The sequence below is a fragment of the Azospirillum sp. B4 genome, from assembly GCF_000333275.1.
GTDB lineage: Bacteria > Pseudomonadota > Alphaproteobacteria > Azospirillales > Azospirillaceae > Nitrospirillum.
On sequence record NZ_BACU01000664.1, the window covers coordinates 1 to 17,220 of the forward strand.

At 67.0% G+C, this 17,220-nt stretch carries 15 protein-coding genes and 1 pseudogene; 8 read left to right on the forward strand and 8 right to left on the reverse strand.

The genetic code is table 11. The annotated features are described in order from the left end of the window. From I55_RS29990 to I55_RS30000, 3 genes and pseudogenes are all read left to right on the forward strand, one after another. A pseudogene (locus tag I55_RS29990) lies at positions 1–1,073 on the forward strand (transglutaminase family protein); the annotation flags it as partial. Positions 1,074–1,080: 7 nt separating this feature from the next. Beyond that, positions 1,081–3,627 (forward strand): circularly permuted type 2 ATP-grasp protein, encoded by a 2,547-nt coding sequence (locus I55_RS29995; protein WP_049974643.1) that lies wholly within the window; start codon positions 1,081–1,083, stop codon positions 3,625–3,627. Continuing rightward, entirely contained in the window at positions 3,605–4,594 is a 990-nt protein-coding gene (locus I55_RS30000) for a transglutaminase family protein (protein WP_044564389.1), read from the forward strand. The genes I55_RS29995 and I55_RS30000 overlap by 23 nt, the downstream gene beginning before the upstream one ends. A gap of 6 nt (positions 4,595–4,600) precedes the next feature. On the opposite strand, the gene I55_RS30005 is transcribed toward I55_RS30000, so the two are convergent. The 8 genes from I55_RS30005 to I55_RS30040 form a co-directional block, all read right to left on the reverse strand. Continuing rightward, positions 4,601–5,869 (reverse strand): hypothetical protein, encoded by a 1,269-nt coding sequence (locus tag I55_RS30005; RefSeq protein WP_083901547.1) that lies wholly within the window; start codon positions 5,867–5,869, stop codon positions 4,601–4,603. Between the two features lie 97 nt (positions 5,870–5,966). Then, entirely contained in the window at positions 5,967–6,395 is a 429-nt protein-coding gene (locus tag I55_RS30010; RefSeq protein WP_044564391.1) for an EamA family transporter, read from the reverse strand. A gap of 106 nt (positions 6,396–6,501) precedes the next feature. After that, complete coding sequence (locus tag I55_RS30015) at positions 6,502–7,080, reverse strand: hypothetical protein (protein WP_148294052.1); 579 nt, start codon at positions 7,078–7,080, stop codon at positions 6,502–6,504. Positions 7,081–7,121: 41 nt separating this feature from the next. Further along, positions 7,122–7,982: a hypothetical protein gene (locus tag I55_RS30020; protein ID WP_148294053.1), complete on the reverse strand. Its 861-nt coding sequence runs from the start codon at positions 7,980–7,982 to the stop codon at positions 7,122–7,124. A 74-nt stretch (positions 7,983–8,056) separates the two neighbouring features. Further along, the gene (locus I55_RS30025; RefSeq protein ID WP_044564394.1) at positions 8,057–10,285 is read right to left on the reverse strand and encodes a glycosyltransferase; all 2,229 of its coding nucleotides are present in this window, start codon (positions 10,283–10,285) and stop codon (positions 8,057–8,059) included. Then, positions 10,282–11,247 carry an NAD-dependent epimerase/dehydratase family protein gene (locus I55_RS30030; protein ID WP_044564395.1) on the reverse strand — a complete coding sequence of 322 codons (966 nt, stop codon included), beginning with the start codon at positions 11,245–11,247 and terminating at the stop codon, positions 10,282–10,284. Before I55_RS30030 ends, I55_RS30025 begins: the two co-directional genes overlap by 4 nt. Before the next feature lie 138 nt (positions 11,248–11,385). Next, positions 11,386–12,228 (reverse strand): class I SAM-dependent methyltransferase, encoded by an 843-nt coding sequence (locus I55_RS35145; RefSeq protein WP_159107302.1) that lies wholly within the window; start codon positions 12,226–12,228, stop codon positions 11,386–11,388. Positions 12,229–12,429: 201 nt separating this feature from the next. Then, the gene (locus I55_RS30040) at positions 12,430–12,945 is read right to left on the reverse strand and encodes a sugar O-acetyltransferase (RefSeq protein ID WP_199902773.1); all 516 of its coding nucleotides are present in this window, start codon (positions 12,943–12,945) and stop codon (positions 12,430–12,432) included. Positions 12,946–13,119: 174 nt separating this feature from the next. Between I55_RS30040 and I55_RS30045 the strand changes: the two genes are divergently transcribed. The 5 genes from I55_RS30045 (at position 13,120) to I55_RS30065 (ending at position 17,215) form a co-directional block, all read left to right on the forward strand. Next, positions 13,120–13,470 (forward strand): TfoX/Sxy family protein, encoded by a 351-nt coding sequence (locus I55_RS30045; protein WP_044564397.1) that lies wholly within the window; start codon positions 13,120–13,122, stop codon positions 13,468–13,470. Positions 13,471–13,701: 231 nt separating this feature from the next. After that, entirely contained in the window at positions 13,702–14,541 is an 840-nt protein-coding gene (locus I55_RS30050) for an isopenicillin N synthase family oxygenase (RefSeq protein WP_044564398.1), read from the forward strand. Positions 14,542–14,635: 94 nt separating this feature from the next. Further along, positions 14,636–15,472: a nucleoside triphosphate pyrophosphohydrolase gene (gene mazG / locus I55_RS30055; protein WP_044564399.1), complete on the forward strand. Its 837-nt coding sequence runs from the start codon at positions 14,636–14,638 to the stop codon at positions 15,470–15,472. Between the two features lie 37 nt (positions 15,473–15,509). Continuing rightward, positions 15,510–16,289: an SDR family NAD(P)-dependent oxidoreductase gene (locus I55_RS30060; RefSeq protein WP_044564400.1), complete on the forward strand. Its 780-nt coding sequence runs from the start codon at positions 15,510–15,512 to the stop codon at positions 16,287–16,289. A gap of 125 nt (positions 16,290–16,414) precedes the next feature. Next, a complete protein-coding gene (locus tag I55_RS30065) occupies positions 16,415–17,215 on the forward strand; it encodes a glycosyltransferase family 2 protein (RefSeq protein ID WP_083901548.1) in 801 nt (266 codons plus the stop codon). Positions 17,216–17,220 lie beyond the last annotated feature (5 nt).

The window sequence follows — 17,220 nt, forward strand, 5'->3', positions numbered from 1 at the left end:
CTATTTCCGAACCACCCCAGCCTTTCCTATCTGTTCGCACCATGTTCATCGGGCCGACCAGCCAGCACCCCCGGGTGGACGAGGCGCGGCACGAGAGCCTGTATGAGCTGGAGATCGCCTTCAAGGAGCTGGACCGCGCAGGCCCCAACCCACCGCCTTGGCTGGTCGACCGCGCGCTGCGCCACCTGTTGGTGGACGTGCAGGGGAACACCCACCGGTCGGAGTTCTGCATCGACAAGCTGTACAGCCCCGACAGTTCCACAGGCCGGTTGGGACTGGTGGAACTGCGCAGCTTCGAGATGCCGCCGCATGCGCAGATGAGCCTCGTGCAGCAGTTGCTGCTGCGCACCCTGATCGCCTGGTTCTGGAGGGAGCCTTACCGTGCCGGCCTGGTGCGCTGGGGCACCAAGCTGCACGACCGCTTCCTGCTGCCGCAGTTCGTGGCGCAAGACATCCAGGATGTGGTGGCGGAACTGCGCGAGGCCGGCTACGCCTTCGAGGACAGCTGGTTCGCCCCGCATCTGAACTTCCGCTTCCCCAAGATCGGCGCCGTCAGCCAGCGCAGCCTGAGCCTGGAGCTGCGCACCGCGCTGGAACCCTGGAACGTGCTGGGCGAGGAGCCGGGCGGCGGCGGCACCGTGCGCTATGTCGACAGCAGCCTGGAGCGCATCCAGGTGCGCATGACCGGCATGGTGGGCGACCGCTACGCCGTCACCTGCAACGGCCGCCGCGTTCCCCTGCACCCCACGGGCACGGAGGGGGAGTACGTGGCGGCCGTGCGCTATCGCGCCTGGCAGCCACCGGGATGCCTGCATCCGACTATCCCCGTGCATACTCCGTTGGTATTCGATATTTTGGATTTGTGGACCGAACGGTCCGTCGGCGGTTGCACCTATCACGTCGCCCATCCAGGAGGGCGCAACTTCACCACCTTCCCGGTCAATGCCAATGAGGCCGAAGGGCGCCGGCTGGCGCGCTTCACCCCATTCGGGCACACGCCGGGTCCCATGCCCACACCGCCGGAAACACGGAACCCGGATTACCCCATGACCCTAGACTTGAGACTTGGCTGAGCGGGATTTGCCAGAATCCGCCTCCCAACAGCCGCCGGAACAGCCCTCGCTGTTCAGTGACGCCGGCGACCTCGGCTACGGCATCGGCCCCGTCTTTGACGAGATGGTGACCGGCACGGGGCATCTGCGTCCGCATTGGCAGCAGTTCTTCGCCGCCCATGGTCCGTTCACACCGGAGCAGATGGCGGCGAAGTGGGCGGCGGCGCGCCAGCGGCTGTTCCTGAACGGCGTGACCTTCAACTCCTACCGCGACCCCCAGGGGACGGAGCGGCCCTGGCCGCTGGACCCCGTACCCCTGCTGCTGTCGGCGGCGGAGTGGCAGGTCATTGGCGCCGGGCTGGTGCAGCGCGCCCGCCTGATCGAGAAGGTGCTGGAGGATTTCTACGGACCGCAGCGGCTGCTGGCCGATGGCACCGTTCCGCCCGCCCTGCTCTATGCCGACCCGGGTTATCTGCGGGCCTGCCAGGGCCTGGACGTGCCCGGCGGGCGGCGGCTGCTGCTGTTCGCCGCCGACCTGGTGCGCGACGGCGACGGCCAGTGGCGGGTGCTGACCTGCCGGACCGAGGCGCCGACCGGCGTGGGCTACGCCCTGGAAAACCGGGCGGTGCTGAGCCAGACCCTGGCCGACCCCTTCCGCGCCTGCAACGTGGAGCGGCTGTCGCCCTTCTTCGAGACGCTGCGCGCCTCGCTGGCACGGGTGGCCCCGCAATGTTCCGGCGTGGATGGCCATCCCCGCGCCGTGCTGCTGACCCCTGGTCCCTATAACGAAGCCTATTTCGAACACGCCTACCTCGCCCGCCACCTGCGCATGACCCTGGCGGAAGGGGCGGACATGGTGGTGCGCGACCAGGCCGTCTATCTCAAGACCTTGGCGGGGCTGGAGCGGGTGGACGTCATCCTGCACCGGGTGGACGACGCCTTCTGCGACCCGCTGGAACTGCGGGTGGACAGCGCGCTGGGCGTGCCCGGCCTGCTGCAGGCGGTGCGCGCCGGATCAGTCGCGGTGGTCAACGCCCTGGGGTCGGGCATGGCGGAAAGCACGGCGCTGCTGTCCCACATGCCGGCCCTCAGCCGCCGCCTGCTGGGCCAGGAGTTGCTGCTGGCCGACGTGCCGACCTACTGGGGTGGCGACCCGGCGCAGCGGGAGATCCTGCTGTCGCAGTTGGACCGGATGGTGGTGCGCCCGGCCTTCTCCAGCCTGCCCGGATCGGTATCGAACGGGCCGGATCTGGAGGGGGAGGCGCGCGAGGCCTTGGCCGCCCGCATTCGCGCCCGACCGCAGGACTGGGCGGGCCAATTGCCGGTGGCCCCCTCCACGGCGCCCCTGTGGCGCGACGACCGGGTTGAGCCGCGACCCCTGGTGGTGCGCGCCTTCCTGTGCGCCAGCGGCGACGACGGCTGGAGCGTCATGCCTGGTGGCTTGGTGCGCATCAGCGCCGATGCGCGCCATGCCGCCGTTTCGCTGCAGGAAGGGGCTGGATCCAAGGATCTGTGGATCGTGGGGGCACAGCCACCGGGCACCATCCGCCGCCTGGTTTCCGCCCCACCCGACGGCGCGCGGGAACCCAGCCCCGTGCCCGGCAACCTGCCCAGCCGGGCCGCCGACCACCTGTTCTGGGTCGGGCGTTACGCGGAGCGGGCGGCGGCCGCCGTGCGGCTGCTGCGCGGCGCCACCCTGCGCCTGTCCGACGACAGCCGCCCGTCCGCGCGGGAAGAGCTGCCGCCCCTGCTGCGCCTAATGGGCCGTGCCTCCCTCATCCCGCAGGAGATCGCGCAGCTACCGGATAGCGACGCGTTGCGCGGCATGCGCCAGGCGCTGGAAATCGCTGTCGACCCCGTCAACCCCGGTGGTCTGGTGGCCACCACCCTCCGCCTGCGCCGCGCCATGGGCAGCGTGCGCGACCGCCTGCCCTCCGACACCCGCCAGGTGCTGAGCCGGCTGGACGCCATCGGCGCCGGCCTGGTGAAGGCCGACCGCGCCGCGCTGGCCTTGCTGCTGGACGATTTCAGCCAAGTGCTGGCGGCGCAGATGGGACTGGAGCTGGACGGCATGCCGCGCGGTGCCGGCTGGCGCTTCCTGGTGCTGGGCCGCCGGCTGGAACGGTCGATCGACGCCGTGGAGCGCTTGCAGGCCAGCGGCGTCGCCGCCGAGCGCGCGGACGCCGCCACGCTGGAAGTGCTGCTGGAACTGGCGGAAGCCGGCCCCGCCTATCGTGAGCGCTTCCCCGTGGGTGTGCAGCGTGACGCGGCGCTGAGCCTGCTGCTGACGGATTCGGAGCACCCGCATTCCCTGCTGTTCCAGCTGGAAACCGTGCGCCGCCAGGTCACCCGCCTCCCTTCCCTGCCCATCGTCGGCACGACCGACGACGCCGACCCGCTGGCCCGCCTGGCCGATCAGGTGGCCCAGGCCAGCTATCGCCTGCAGGATCTGGCGCTGACCCGCGACATGGGCCTGCTGAGCGCCACCCTGTTCCAGTTGGGCTGGTCGCTGCCCACCATGTCCAACCTGCTGTCACAAGCCTATTTCAGCCATGTCCACGCCCGTGCCGCCTGAGGCCCCCCCCTTGGCGCCCGTGCGCTATCGCTGCCGCCACACCACGCGGTACAGCTACACGGTGCAGGTCGTCTCCTCCCAATTGGTCGCCCATCTGGCGCCACGGGACGTGCCGGGCCAGGAGGCCCGGGTGGTGGAAACGCTGATCGACCCCGCCCCCGCCGTGGTGGCGGCCCGGCGCGATTGGCTGGACAACCCCGTCAGCTACGTCGCCATCGACACGCCGCACCTGGACCTGTCGGTCACGGTGGAGCTGGATGTGATCCTGACACCGCGACCGGCGCCAGACCTGGACACCACTCCGGCGTGGGAGGAGATCGCGGTCATCGCGCCCACCCAGCTGGCAGTGGCGGAATTCCTAGAGTCTTCCCCCCGCTTGCCCCTGCCCAGCCCGGAGCTGTCGACCTTCGCCGAAGACAGCTTCCCCGCCGGCCGGCCCGTCGGCGCCGGCGCCCGGGACCTGATGTCCCGCATCCACGCCGACTTCTCCTTCGACGCCACCGCCACCAGCGTGACCACGCCGGTGCGGGAGGTGCTGGCCCTCAAGCGCGGCGTCTGCCAGGACTTCGCCCATCTCATGATTGGCGCCTTGCGCGCGCTGGGCCTGCCCGCCCGTTATGTCAGCGGCTATCTGCGCACCTTGCCGCCGCCGGGCCAACGCCGCCTGCAAGGGGCGGACGCCAGCCACGCCTGGGCGCAGGTCTGGTGTGGACCTGCCGCCGGCTGGGTGGACATGGATCCCACCAACGACACCCTGATCGACCGCAACCACATCACGCTGGCCTATGGCCGGGACTATGACGATGTCTGCCCCCTGCGCGGGGTCATCCTGGGCGGCGACGCGCACGCCCTGTATGTCAGCGTCGACGTCGAGGAACAGGACGACGAGCCGCTGACGGAACCGCAACGGCAGGCCCAGTCGCAGGGCCAGCAGGGCCAGTGGCAGACGCAGGGATCTGTCGGGTGAGGCCGGCTAGGCTATCCCGATGCGGCCGCGCAGGTCGGCGCGGGTGAAGCGCAACGCGTTCTCAGGCACCTCGGACCAGCTGCCGACGAAGTCACCGGCGATGTAGTGGAATCCCGCCCCATCAGCGTAGGAGGCCATCAGGGTGGTGTCCGCCCCCTCCACGCCAGTGCGCAGACGCAAGCGCAAGGCCTCGTGGGCGAAGCGCGACAGCTCCAGGCCCCAGCGTTTGGGCGTGGCGCCGGGTGGCAACAGCAAGGTGGCGATATAGACGCCGGCCGCCGACAGGGCCGGCAGATCATGGCAGCCGCATTCCACCAGCACAATGACCACGCGGCTGAACTGCTTCAGGAAACTCACGATCTCCGCGGCACGGCTGACCGGCACGCCCTGGGGCAGGCCGATGATCTGGAAAGCGAGGAAAGCCACCAGTTCCTTGGGGATGGCCTGCAAGGCCGCCGCGTATTCCCGTCGCCGGACAATGCCGGCCAGGGTTTCGAAATGCACCGGAACCGACAGGAAGCAACGGAACTGGTTGCGGTAAAGCTCGTCGTACACCTGCATGGTCTGGCGCAGCACCTCCAAATCCAGGGCCAGAATCTGCTGCGCGTCCTGCGGGTCGGCGACGCAGTCATAGCCCCACAGGGGCAGGCGCCCCCGGCGCGGCCGCATGGGACGCGCCAGATAGATCGACAGCACCTCCTTGCGCACGTCCCAGATGGGGCGGTAGACCACTTCCACCGGCTGTTCCTGTTGGGCCACATGGCCCCAAGGGGACGCGTAATCGGATCCCGGGCCCGGCTCCGTCACGGCCGTTCCGGCGGCCAGCGCCGCGGCGGCGCCCAGCATCTCATGCAGAGTGCTGCTCTGGAACAGCACCTCGCCCCCAACCTCATGCACAGCGGAATGGACGCGGACGGCGGCGGTGTCGACATCGCCCAGCAACAGGCGCTGGAGTTGTTCCACCAGCTTGGCGCAGACCAGACCGGCCGCCGCCCGGTCCAACTGGGCGAAGACGACGATGTAGCCTTCCTCGCCATAGCGGAACCAGGCGTCGTTGGGCGCCAGCATCTGCCCCAACAGGCGTTCGGCCAGTATGTGGACGCGCTCCGCCACCCGTGGCCATCGGGTGCCCAGGCGGGTCCGCAGGCTGTCCAGTCCCACCATGTGCAGGCTGCCGGCGGCGGCCTGGGTCTGAGCCTGGAAGATGGCGCGCAGCTTGGGCGCAGCTTCCGTGAAGTGCCCGGCACCCGCTTCCTGTTGCGCCAACCCGTCCATGAACACGACCCCCACAACCCTGCGTGTCTTTTCACCCACAGTGTGGGGGCCGGAGATTAACAAAGGCTTGTGAAGGACCCCATCCCTTGGGATAGGGTTAGCCGCGCCAGGCCACCAGCACCGCGCCCAGGGCGATAAAGGCCACGCCCAGCCAGTTGGGCAGGCTGAGCCTCTCCCCCAGGAACAGCGTGCCGAACAGGGCCACCAGCACCACGCTCATCTTGTCGATGGGCGCCACCCGCGCCGCCTCCCCCAGTTTCAGCGCCCGGAAGTAGCAGAGCCAGGAGCCGCCGGTGGCCAGGCCCGACAGCGTCAGGAACAGATAGCTGCGGGCGGATACGCTGGCCGGCGGCTGCCATTGGCCGGTCAGTGGCAGCAGGGCGGCAATCACCAGCAGGATCACGGCCGTGCGCACCAGGGTGGCGTAGTCTGAATTCACCCCATCCACCCCCACCTTGGCCAGGATGGCGGTCAGGGCGGCGAAGACGGCCGACAGGATGGCCCAGAATTGCCAGGAGTGTGTCATGGGCCGTGCCCCATAGCTGATTGTCGATGCCGCTCATGAGATATTGCGCGGCCTGGGCTTACCCAACCTCCCCCATCGAGGGTCCCATGCTGAAGCTCAAAAGTCCCTATGGTGCGCGGTCTATTCGGTAAAGGTCCGCCACGGGGCCTTGATAGACGGGAACCAAACCGGCGACGGGCAGCCGCGCGGGACCGTCGGGGTGAAGGAAAAGGACGCGATCGAAGCGGTGCCGCCAGTCGGCCCACCAGCGGCCATCTGGCTGGTCGAGCTGCGCCGCCGGCACCGGTTCCCATATCTGCGTGTCGCTGGGGCGGTGATCTGGCCGGATTTGCAGGGGCGTGGCGCTGAAGGTCAGCGGATTCAGGGTGGAATGCTCAACCACCGTCAAGGCGGCCCAGTGCCAAAACACCACTTCCCGATGGCATGAGGCGCCGGTGCCATGGCGGGGCGGGTTCGCCAAGATGACCGGCAGGACACGCCGCCCCCGCCAATCATCCGGAATGGCGGTCAGCAGGCCATCCAGGGGCCGGCCGCAGTCCCGCCAAGCCATCGTCACGGTGCCCAGCAAGACAATGACGGCGGCCCCGGCCCCGGCCATCACCGGCAGCCGTTCCCCAGGCCCAAGCCTAACCCGGCACGACGCCAGCAGCAGGAACGCCACCAGGACCGGCAAGCGGGTGTGCATGATCACCACGCCTGATATGACGGGCGGCGTCAATAAAGCCATCACCCCGTCAGGCAGCAAGGGGACCCCGGGCACTTCTCACAATGGAAACGCGCCGGCCAGCGACCAGAAACCCGACAAGGGCCAGCCACGCCACGCCCCGGCAGGGGCGCCTCCATGAACACAACCCAAGGTGATTTGACGACGTCGAGCATCGACTGAGAACCAGGCGGCTCAAACCCGCCGTTGGCGACAACGGGAACCCCTAAAGTGGGCAAGGCAAGGCCAAGCGGAATTGCCGCGAGCGCCAGTAGAGCGGCGGCGTCCCGCCATTTTCGGGGTGGATAGGCCGGGTCCCGCCCCATGGGAAGGCGAAAGCCGACCTCGAACCAGAAGGCCGCCGCCGCGAGCACCCCGAACGCCATGGCATGGGCGACCATCACGGCCCCCCCGATCAGGGCGATGAGCGGCAAACGCAGCCATAGCCGCCAATGTCGCGTGCTCAACCAGAAGGCCAAGCCCCACAGCGCCAGACCAAGGCCGAACAAAAAGTTCACCAAGCCGTGCTGGAACGGCAGACCGTAGAGGATTGGATAGGCCAGGATGCCCGCATACCAGGGTCCGGCCGCACCGGAGGAACCCAAACGGCGCGCCAGGGCCCAGGTCCCGGAAATCTGAAGCAACATCGTGGCAAGGATGAATACCTTGCCCGCCCACCACGGCGAAAGCGGGCCGACCAAGGCTGGCGTGACCAAATCCATGGCCAGGTTCATGTTGGGGCGAAGACTCCAGTCCAACTCATACAAGCGCTGGAGATCCGGGTCCTGGCTATAGCGCGCCTCGACCACCACCCGGGCCAGATGCTCCGGATAGTCGACCAGTGGCGGAACAGTGACCGCCAGCACCGGCAGCAGGGACGCCACCAAAAGCGCGAGGCCCACTGCGCGGAAAGCCCAGCGCTCCGCACGGCGGGACGCCGCTCCCTCCCCCATGACGCTCAATTCTCATCCCCCGTGGCAGACGAGCCCGTGCCGAGGGATTGAAATTCGATGGGTATTTTCTGAATGACGGTGGCAGTTTTGCCGGTGGCCAGCAGGGGGATTTCATCGCAATAAGCGACGGAAATGGTGATGCTCGGCCCCATGTGGCCGGCCAGTTCCTCCATCATCCGCCTCATCCCGTCGCTTGAGTGGGTGGGGCTTTTGGCGATACGAAGGGTCATGGCCGCTCGCGTCTCCTGGATCACCTGGAACTGCCGAACCACGGAACTGTGATCCTTGAAGAAATGGCTAAAGAACGTGCCGGGGATCCAGCGTCCGTCCGGAGTGAGGATGACGGCCTGGGCGCGGCCTTGAATCCGGCCAATGCGCGGCAAGCCCCGTCCGCAGGGGCACGGCGTGGACTCGTCCAGCGCCTCCGCCAGATCCCCCACCCGATACCGAATCAGCGGGACGGAAAAATTGTTGAGGTCGGTGACCACCACTTCTCCGACCTCCCCCGGCAGGGCGGGACGACCGTCCTTCAGGATCTCGACGATGTAACTTTCCGCCATGACATGATGGCCGGCCGCGTGGTCGCATTCGTAAGCGATACCGGAGAATTCCCGGGCGCCATATTTGTCGAAGGACCGCGCCCCCAAATATCGGCTGATGGCCGCCCGGGTCTGGTCGGCCAAGATCTGACCGGAACTCATGATCGCCGCAGGACGGAACGGCTCAAGGCCATGTGCCTCCGCATGGCGAACCAGATAATCAAAGCTTTCGGCGTAACCATCGACAAGGACGGGGCGATGGCGCCGCATGCGTTCGATGGTCGCCGCCATGGTCGCCTCGCGCATTTCGAACGCCGGGATGAACAAGCGGCGCATCAGCCAGGCGTCCAAGCGCTCACGGACCGCCTGGGTCCAACTCATCCCCAAGGTCTGGTGCCACAGCCTCACCTGCCGATCGCCGAACCGCCACCCCGTCCACTCCATGGCCCGTAGCGTGGTGGCGAACCGCATTTCAAGCTGGTGCCGGTCCGCATAGATCGTGAAGGGTTCTCCGGTGGACCCGCTGGTGGTGACCCTCAGCATGCGCTGCTTGTCATGGTCGTCGGAAAACAAATCAAAATGGAGGTTGGCCCGCACGTCCGCCTTGGAAAGAAGCGGCAGCTTGCCAAGGTCGTTCAGTGAGCGGATGTCCGTGGGGGTCAAATCCAGCGCCCGCATGCGTTCCCGGTAGTAGGGAACCTGGTGGTATGCGTGGCGGATCAAGCGTCGCAACTTCGCTTCCTGCAAGGCGCGCAGGGCGGCGGGACTTTGCCATTGGCTGGCCAGGAGAAGCTGATAGAGATGCCGGGTTCTGGATGTGATCATCCACGCATGCAGGGGCATGGAGTGGAAATAGAGCGCGCGCAAGGCGCGCCGCCAGAGGGGCAAATGGGGGGATACGCGCTCCGGATGGGCAGACGGATGCGTGGCCAGGTTCAGCCGTAACAGTGGCTCGCTTGGTCTGCCGCGCCAGCGGTATTCGATCAGGGCCCGAGGAAGATCAGCGAGCACCCGGCCAATGACGCGCAATGGCAGAGGGTTGATGAAGGACTGTCCCGCTTGACGCTCCACAAACAGGGTTTCCACCTCCTCCACCTCATAGCCCTTCGCCTCCGCCGCCACGCGGACGAAAGTCTGGAAGAAGTTGTACCGGCCACGATGGGCCAGCAGGTCCCGCAGCGTCTCCCGCTCGGTGATGATGAATCCGGACTTGTTGTCCCGCGCCCGCATGCCGAAACAGACATTCAGGAGAACGTTCAGGCCGCGGCTGAGGAGGTAGCGGCCGTCGCGCAAGCGGCCGATGGAACTGCGCACACCTTGCACCACATCTGCCTTGCTCGCCTTGAGTTGGCGGTATAGGCGCCAGATTTCCTGGGGCGGATTTTGCAGGTCCGCGTCGATCAGAACCACAAAGCGGCCGCGCGCGGCCCCCACGCCGCTGCGCCACCCGCCCTCGATGCCCTGGTTCACGGGATGGTACAGGCCAATCACCGTCCCGGGATTGGCCTCGGCCAGGGCGGCGATGCGCGCGGCCGTGTCGTCACGGGAAGCATCGTCGATCAGGATGAGCTCGCCATCAAGCTCATGGCGGTGGAAAACGGTCAGGACCTGCTTCGCCAGTTCAGCCACATTGTCCGCTTCATTGTGGCAAGGAGCGATAACCGACAGTTCCAGCCGGGACGAGACCGCGTTCATCGACGCATCCCGAGGTAGGTCACGGCCAGCCCGTCCTCAAACGCCGTGGTTGCTCTCCAACCCAGGATCTGGGCAGCGCGCGCCACGGTGCCCACCCGCCGGCTGCCTTCCGTCCAATCGGCCGCCCGCCACTCTGGCGGCCGGTTCAGGCCGGTCGCCTCGGTGATGGCGGAGACCACCTCGATGATGCTCCGACCGATGCCGGAGGCGATGTTGATCGGCTGGGGGCCTGTGTCCACCCGCGCCGCACGCAGCAGCGCGTCCACCACATCGCCGACGTACACGTAATCCAGCTCCTGTTTGCCGGACCCATTGATCTGGGCCGCGTGTCCCGCCAATAGGCGCTCGAAGCTGCGGACGATCACCGACTTATAGCCGCCTTCGGCGAATTGCCGGGGACCGTAGGTGAAAAACAGACGCAGGCAGGCGACGGCTATGCCGTGAGCCTGCTGGAAATGATCAGCGATATGCTCCCCCGCCAGCTTGGCGATACCATAGGGGGTCAGCGGCCGGGGCAGGTCCGCCTCGTCCAACACATCCCCCCCCATGCCGCCATGGGCATAGAGGGAAGAGGTGAAAACGATCTTCTTAACGCCTGCGGCGACCGCCGCTTCGAACAGGCGCCAGGTGCCCTGGACATTGACCGTCCAGACCCGATCCGGAGTTTCGATCGCCTGGTTATGTTTCTCGGCCGCCAGATGGAACAGGATATCAGTGCCGCGCAGGAAGTCGGACAGCTCCGCCACGGAGAGGGCGGAGAAGTCCGCTTCGCGGCGGTCCAGACGCGGGTCCGCCAGCCAAGGGCCCAGGTTATCCCATCGCCCCGCCCGCAAACTATCCAGGGCCTTGATCCGGTCGATTCCCCCCCTGAAAAGCGCATCGACCAAATGGCTGCCGATAAAGCCCGCCGCCCCCGTAATGGCGACGCGTCCCAAACCCGCGTCGCCAACCCCGCCCATCATGGCATTCCCCATCTGTGACCACGCCAGCGACATGCCCGCTTCCCCCGCGGTTATGCAAACTGGACATGGGAAGTGAATTATAAATCAAACATAGACGTGATTTCTGGTCGCGTTCCCGGCTTTTGCCGGCGCCGGCCATCAGCCTGCGGCTAGCGGGCGGCGGGCGATGGCGACCAGTTGCCATCCTCCATGGCTCCAGGCCGGCTGTAGCCGGAACAAGTGGCGGAAAAGGGTGATGCCCGCGCGCGCCAATGTGGACGGCTTGCCGCGCAGGTCATCAATCAGCCGACGCCCACGTAAGGTGATCAACAGCTTATAGAGGTTGAAAAACGGCCATCCCGACGCCCGGACCCGCTCCACTTCGAACCCAGCCTCCTTCAATAGTTCGCGCAGATCCTGCCGCGAATAATGGCGGCGGTGTCCAATATGGCGGTCGTACGCCGTGCGGGGGCCGGCGGGAACCGTCACCAGCAACACGCCCCCTGGGGCGATGGCAGACCGGGCGTGGCGCAGCAGAGTGCCGGGCGCGTCCACATGCTCCAGGACCTCGCTGCAGATCGCATGCGTGGCCCAACCGGATAAGGGCGCCAATTCCTCCGCGTTTCCCTGCAGGTCGCAGACCAGCAGATGGGCATCCGCCAACCGCGCCTGGCCTGCGGCGATGGCAATGGCGCTGGCGTCGACCCCGGCCAAGGCCGTTCCCGGGAAACGCGACGCCAAGTCCATCAAGGTAAGTCCTATACCGCAGCCGATGTCGAGAAGGCGGGAATGAGGACCAAGCCCCGTGGCGGCCAAGTCGGCTTCGATAAGACGCGTCCTGAAGGCGGATGAGGGATTGGCGGCACGGGCGCTCCCATAGTCTGTCCAGAGGCGATCCCAGTCATCTGGGGCGCCCTGACCCAACGTTCGCGGATATCTAGCCGCCGATACGGCGTCGCCAACGGCCACGTTGGTCGACTTACGAATGGCGTCACCGGCCATTGCCCCACGTCTCCTTACCGACCCATGCAAACAAAGAACGTCTCCGCATTTTCGACGATATCGATCAACACTGCCACTACGATCACGAATTCGTTGCACGATTGGCCAGGGCAGAAGACGCGGCATGCTTCGTCTTTATGTCGGAAGCGTTGGATGCTCAGTATACGGCCGGCAGTGCGGCCCGGAACCGCCAGCAGCGTGTCACGGGTAAGGTTCCTCGTGCCTTATCGACCGGATGACCCGCGCCGGGTTGCCCCCGACCAGGGTGTCGGGCGGGACGTCCCTGGTGACCACCGCCCCCGCCGCGATGACGGAATTCTCCCCCACCGTCACGCCGCCGATGACGATGGCGCCGGCACCGATCCAGACGTTCCGTCCGATCACGATGGGCTTGCCGATGGTGACGGCGCGGCGCTGCGATGGGTTCAGCGGATGGCCCGTGGTGATGAGGCTGACGTTCGGCCCGATCATCACGTCGTCGCCGATGTCCAACCCGCCCAGGTCGTAGAACGTGCAGTTCTGGTTGATGAAGACATTGCGGCCCACCCGGATCTCGTTTCCACCGGCGGTGTGGAAGGGTGGGATCAGGGAGAAGCCGTCGTCCACCTTGGCGCCGATCAGCTCGCTGAACAGCGCCCTGATCGCATCGGCATCGTCGAAGGTCAGGCGGTTCAGCCTGGCGGTGAGGGCCATCGCCCGCCTGACGTTCGCCACCATGGCAGCCGATTCCGGCGTCCTGCGGTGTATGATCCTGGTGCGGTCCTCATTCGACATTCTTCTTTTCCCCGAAGAGCGTTGGAGGAACAGGGTGTTGGAGAAACAAGATACTGCCAGGACCTGTCAGCGCCGGGCTGTTAAATTCCCCCGTGGACGCGAAACCACAGGAAACCCATGGCCCACGAACCCAAAGACCTTCAGGCGACGCTGGCAACGGCGGTGCCCGACCTGGAGTTGACCTTCAAACCCATGTTCGGTGGCATCCTGGCCTATGCCGAGGGCAAGCCCGTCGCCTCCCTGTCCGACGTTGGCCTGGCGCTCAAGCTGGCGGGCGCGGACCAGGCGGCGTTGCTGGCCCTGCCGGGCGCCAAGCCCTTGCGGTACGGCCCGGACCAGCCGCCCAGCAAGACTTACGTCGTGGTGCCGGACGCCCTGCTGGCCGACGCGCCGGCGTTGCGCAACTGGGTGCGCCGGGCGGCGACCACGGCGGCCAAGGCGCCGGCCAAGAAGCCTCAGAAAACCTGAAGGCCGATTACCCCCGCGAAAATTGGAAACACTCTCCGCCATCTGCATGGTTGACGACCGCCCGCCAGGCTGCTGATAGTCGCGGAAATTCGACATGGCTGCCCGCGGCCGGCCTTGATCCAAAAAGCAGTCCCTGGCCCGCGGCCCGGGGGCGGATGTAACAAGCGTCCGCGAGCACCCCGCTTTCCCGCGACTGGACCGGGGGCGGACGGGCGCATTCGGGGAACACCCATGTTCGATATCGCCAGCGTTGATTGCACCGATTCCTCGGCCCCGGCCGAATTCGTGCGTTCCCTGCACGAAACCGGCTTCGCCGTGTTGCGCAACCACCCCATCGATCCGGCGCTGATCGACCGCCTGTACCGGGAATGGGCGGCTTTCTTCGCGTCGGAGTCCAAGATGGACCACCTGTTCTCGCCCGAGACGCAGGACGGCTATTTCCCCTTCCGGTCGGAAAACGCCAAGGACAGCCCCGTCAAGGACCTGAAGGAGTTCTATCACGTCTACCCCAACCGCCCCCTGCCGGCGGGCGTGAAAGAGGCGACGAAGGCCATGTACGCGGCCCTGACCCAGCTGGGCGCCGACCTGCTGGGCTGGATTCAGGAGAACGCCCCGCCCGAGGTGGCGGCCAAGTTCTCCGTGCCGCTGCCCCGGATGATGGTGGGCAGCACGCAGAGCCTGTTCCGCGTGCTGCACTACCCGCCCCTGGCCGAGGGGTTCGAACCGGGCGCCGTGCGCGCCGCGGCGCATGAGGACATCAACCTGATCACCCTGTTGGTGACGGGCAGCGAGCCCGGCCTGCAAGCCAAGGACACCGCCGGCAATTGGCACGACGTGCCCTGCGACGCCGGCATGATCGCCGTCAATGGCGGCGATATGTTGAAGGAGGCGTCGGCCGGCCACTTCCCGGCGACCACCCACCGCGTGGTGAATCCGCCGCCGGAGCACAACGTCTCGCGCTATTCCATGCCCATGTTCCTGCATCCCCGTCCGGACGTGCGCCTCAGCGACGCCTACACAGCCGGAGAGTACCTGGACCAGCGGCTGCGCGAGATCGGCCTGAAGAAGTAAAAGGATGCGGCACGGGGCCGGTGGCCTTGGGCGCCAGGTTCGGTGTAGGAAGGGGGGGCCATCCGGCCCCCCTTCGCCTTTTCGGGACCAGCCCATGACCGACCGCCCGTCCGCGACCGCCCCCATCGACCGCCTGCTGGGCATCATGGCCAAGCTGCGCGATCCCGATGGCGGCTGCCCCTGGGATCTGGAGCAGGACTTCCCCACCATCGCCCCACACACCATCGAGGAGGCGTACGAGGTGGCCGACGCCATCCAGCAGGGCGACATGCCGGCCCTGAAGGAAGAGCTGGGCGACCTGCTGTTCCAGGTGGTGTTCTACGCCCAGATGGCCAGCGAGCGGGGCCTGTGGGATTTCAACGACATCACCACGGCGCTGAGCGACAAGATGGTGCGCCGCCATCCCCATGTGTTCGGTGAGCAGGTCGGCGCGGTGGCCGACGCCACCGACCAGGTGAAGAATTGGGAGGCGCAGAAGGCCGGCGAGCGTGCGGCCAAGGCTGCCGCCAGCGGCGCCAAGGCCTCCGCCCTCGACGGCGTCATCAACGGCCTGCCGGCCCTGACCCGGGCGGTGAAGCTGCAGAAGCGCGCGGCCCGCGTGGGCTTCGACTGGACCCAGGCCAAGGAAATCCTGGACAAGATCGAGGAAGAGATCGGCGAGCTGCGGGCGGAGATGGAACACGCGGTGCCGGAGCAGGCCCGCATGCAGGATGAGTTGGGCGACCTGGTGTTCGCGCTGGCCAACTTGGCCCGCCATATCGACGTCGATCCCGAAACCGCGCTGCGCGGCACCAACGCCAAGTTCGAGCGGCGCTTCCGCCAGATCGAGGCATGGCTGGCCGAAGGCGGGCGCGGCCCGGCCGAGGCGACCCTGGAAGAGATGGAAGCCCTCTGGCAGAAGGCCAAGGGCCTGGAACGCACCGGCGCCTGACGCCGGCACGCATGATCAAAACAAGGAGGCAGTTCCCATGAGTTACGCCCCGCCCCACGTGCCCGGAATCGTGCTGATCTCCGGCGCCACCGGTGATTTCGGCACCGCCTTCGCCCGCCGCTTCGCGGCCCTGGGCAGCCGGCTGGTGCTCACCGGCCGGAATGAGGAGAAGCTGAAGGCCCTGGCCGACAGCCTGAACGTGCCCACCCACACGCTGGCCTTTGACGTGCGCGACCGCAAGGCCATGGAGGCGGCGGTCGCCAGCATCCCGGCCGACTTCGCCGAGATCGACCTGCTGATCAACAACGCCGGCCTGGCTCTGGGCATGGAACCCGCCTACAAGGTCAACCTGGACGACTGGGAGGTCATGGTCGATACCAACGACAAGGCGTTGGCGATCATGACCGGCCTGATATTGCCGGGTATGGTGGAGCGCGGGCGCGGCCACATCATCAACCTCAGCTCCACCGCCGGCAGCTATCCCTATCCCGGCGGCCACGTCTATTGCGCCTCCAAAGCCTTCGTCACCCAGTTCAGCCTCAGCCTCCGCGCCGACCTGCTGGGCACCGGCGTGCGCGTCACCTCGGTGGAGCCGGGCATGGTGGAGACCAGCTTCAGCCTGGTGCGCTTCAAGGGCGATGCGGAGAAGGCCGCCAAGGTCTATGCCGACACCACGCCGCTGACGGCGGAGGACGTGGCGGAGTCGGTGACCTGGGCCGCCACCCTGCCCCCACACTTCAACGTCAACCGCGTGGAGATCATGCCCACCGTCCAGGCCCCCGCCGGCCTGGCCGTGCATCGCTTCAAGAAAAACTGACGTGACGCGCCCCGGCGTGAACCCGGCGTGAAAGACCGGCCCGCCTTGGCACGCCCCCGTTTGTCTGAGAAGATGACGGCGATGGGGTCCAGGCGGGCCTTTTTCTTATGATCCATGGGTGCCTGATGGCCGAATTGCCGTTCTTTACCGTCATCATGCCCACCCACAAGCGCGCCATCCTGTTGCGCCGCGCCCTGGCATCGATCAATGCCCAGCGCGAGGGTGTGGGCGGGGTGGAGATCCTGGTGATCTCCGACGCCGTCGACGGCGACACCGACGCCGCCTGCGCCGACCTGCTGACCCCCGCCGACATGTATGTCCGCCGCAACGGCAGGCCCGGTCCCTCCGCCAGCCGCAACCTGGGACTCAGCCTGGCCAAGGGCCGCTATATCATCTTCCTGGATGATGACGACGCCTGGCACGACGGCTTCCTGGCCGCCCTGCTGGCCCAGCCGGCGGTACAGCAGGGGCAGGCGGTTTATTTCAATTTTTCGATCGTGAATGAGCGGCGCGGGGCCGACGCCGCCCTGTTGTCGGAGGGTGGGGCCGACCTGGCCGGACGCCTGAACGACGACATCTACCTGAAGAACCAGATCCCCGTCTGCTGCTTCGCCTTCCCCCGCGCCCTGCTGGCCGGCCTGGTCTTCGACACCCACATGCGGGCATATGAGGACTGGGAGTTCATGCTGGCCGTCTACGGCCGGCAGACGGCCCGGCATGTGCCGGTCATGGGCGCCCGCATCTTCAAGGACAGCGGAGCGGAGTCCGAACGGCGCGGCGTCAGCCAGCAGTCCCACGACTACAACGCCGTGTTCGACTACCTCTACGTCTATCGCCGCCACGCCGCCCCCACGCCGGAGTTGGGCCAGCGGCGGGCCGAGCTGCTGAACGGCTTCAGCATTCCCGTCACCCCCGACCTGCTCTGACGGGA

Bases quoted from the DNA above. Each gene is read 5' to 3' on its own strand.
- I55_RS30040 (WP_199902773.1), bottom strand. From the start codon at position 12,945: ATGGTGGCGAACGTCAGGCGGGCGATGGCCCTCACCGCCAGGCTGAAC.
- I55_RS30050 (WP_044564398.1), top strand. From the start codon at position 13,702: ATGTTCGATATCGCCAGCGTTGATTGCACCGATTCCTCGGCCCCGGCC.
- I55_RS30030 (WP_044564395.1), bottom strand. From the start codon at position 11,247: ATGATGGGCGGGGTTGGCGACGCGGGTTTGGGACGCGTCGCCATTACG.
- I55_RS30060 (WP_044564400.1), top strand. From the start codon at position 15,510: ATGAGTTACGCCCCGCCCCACGTGCCCGGAATCGTGCTGATCTCCGGC.
- I55_RS30005 (WP_083901547.1), bottom strand. From the start codon at position 5,869: ATGGACGGGTTGGCGCAACAGGAAGCGGGTGCCGGGCACTTCACGGAA.
- I55_RS30015 (WP_148294052.1), bottom strand. From the start codon at position 7,080: ATGCACACCCGCTTGCCGGTCCTGGTGGCGTTCCTGCTGCTGGCGTCG.
- I55_RS35145 (WP_159107302.1), bottom strand. From the start codon at position 12,228: ATGGCCGGTGACGCCATTCGTAAGTCGACCAACGTGGCCGTTGGCGAC.
- I55_RS30010 (WP_044564391.1), bottom strand. From the start codon at position 6,395: ATGACACACTCCTGGCAATTCTGGGCCATCCTGTCGGCCGTCTTCGCC.
- I55_RS30065 (WP_083901548.1), top strand. From the start codon at position 16,415: ATGGCCGAATTGCCGTTCTTTACCGTCATCATGCCCACCCACAAGCGC.
- mazG (WP_044564399.1), top strand. From the start codon at position 14,636: ATGACCGACCGCCCGTCCGCGACCGCCCCCATCGACCGCCTGCTGGGC.
- I55_RS30000 (WP_044564389.1), top strand. From the start codon at position 3,605: ATGTCCACGCCCGTGCCGCCTGAGGCCCCCCCCTTGGCGCCCGTGCGC.
- I55_RS30025 (WP_044564394.1), bottom strand. From the start codon at position 10,285: ATGAACGCGGTCTCGTCCCGGCTGGAACTGTCGGTTATCGCTCCTTGC.
- I55_RS30045 (WP_044564397.1), top strand. From the start codon at position 13,120: ATGGCCCACGAACCCAAAGACCTTCAGGCGACGCTGGCAACGGCGGTG.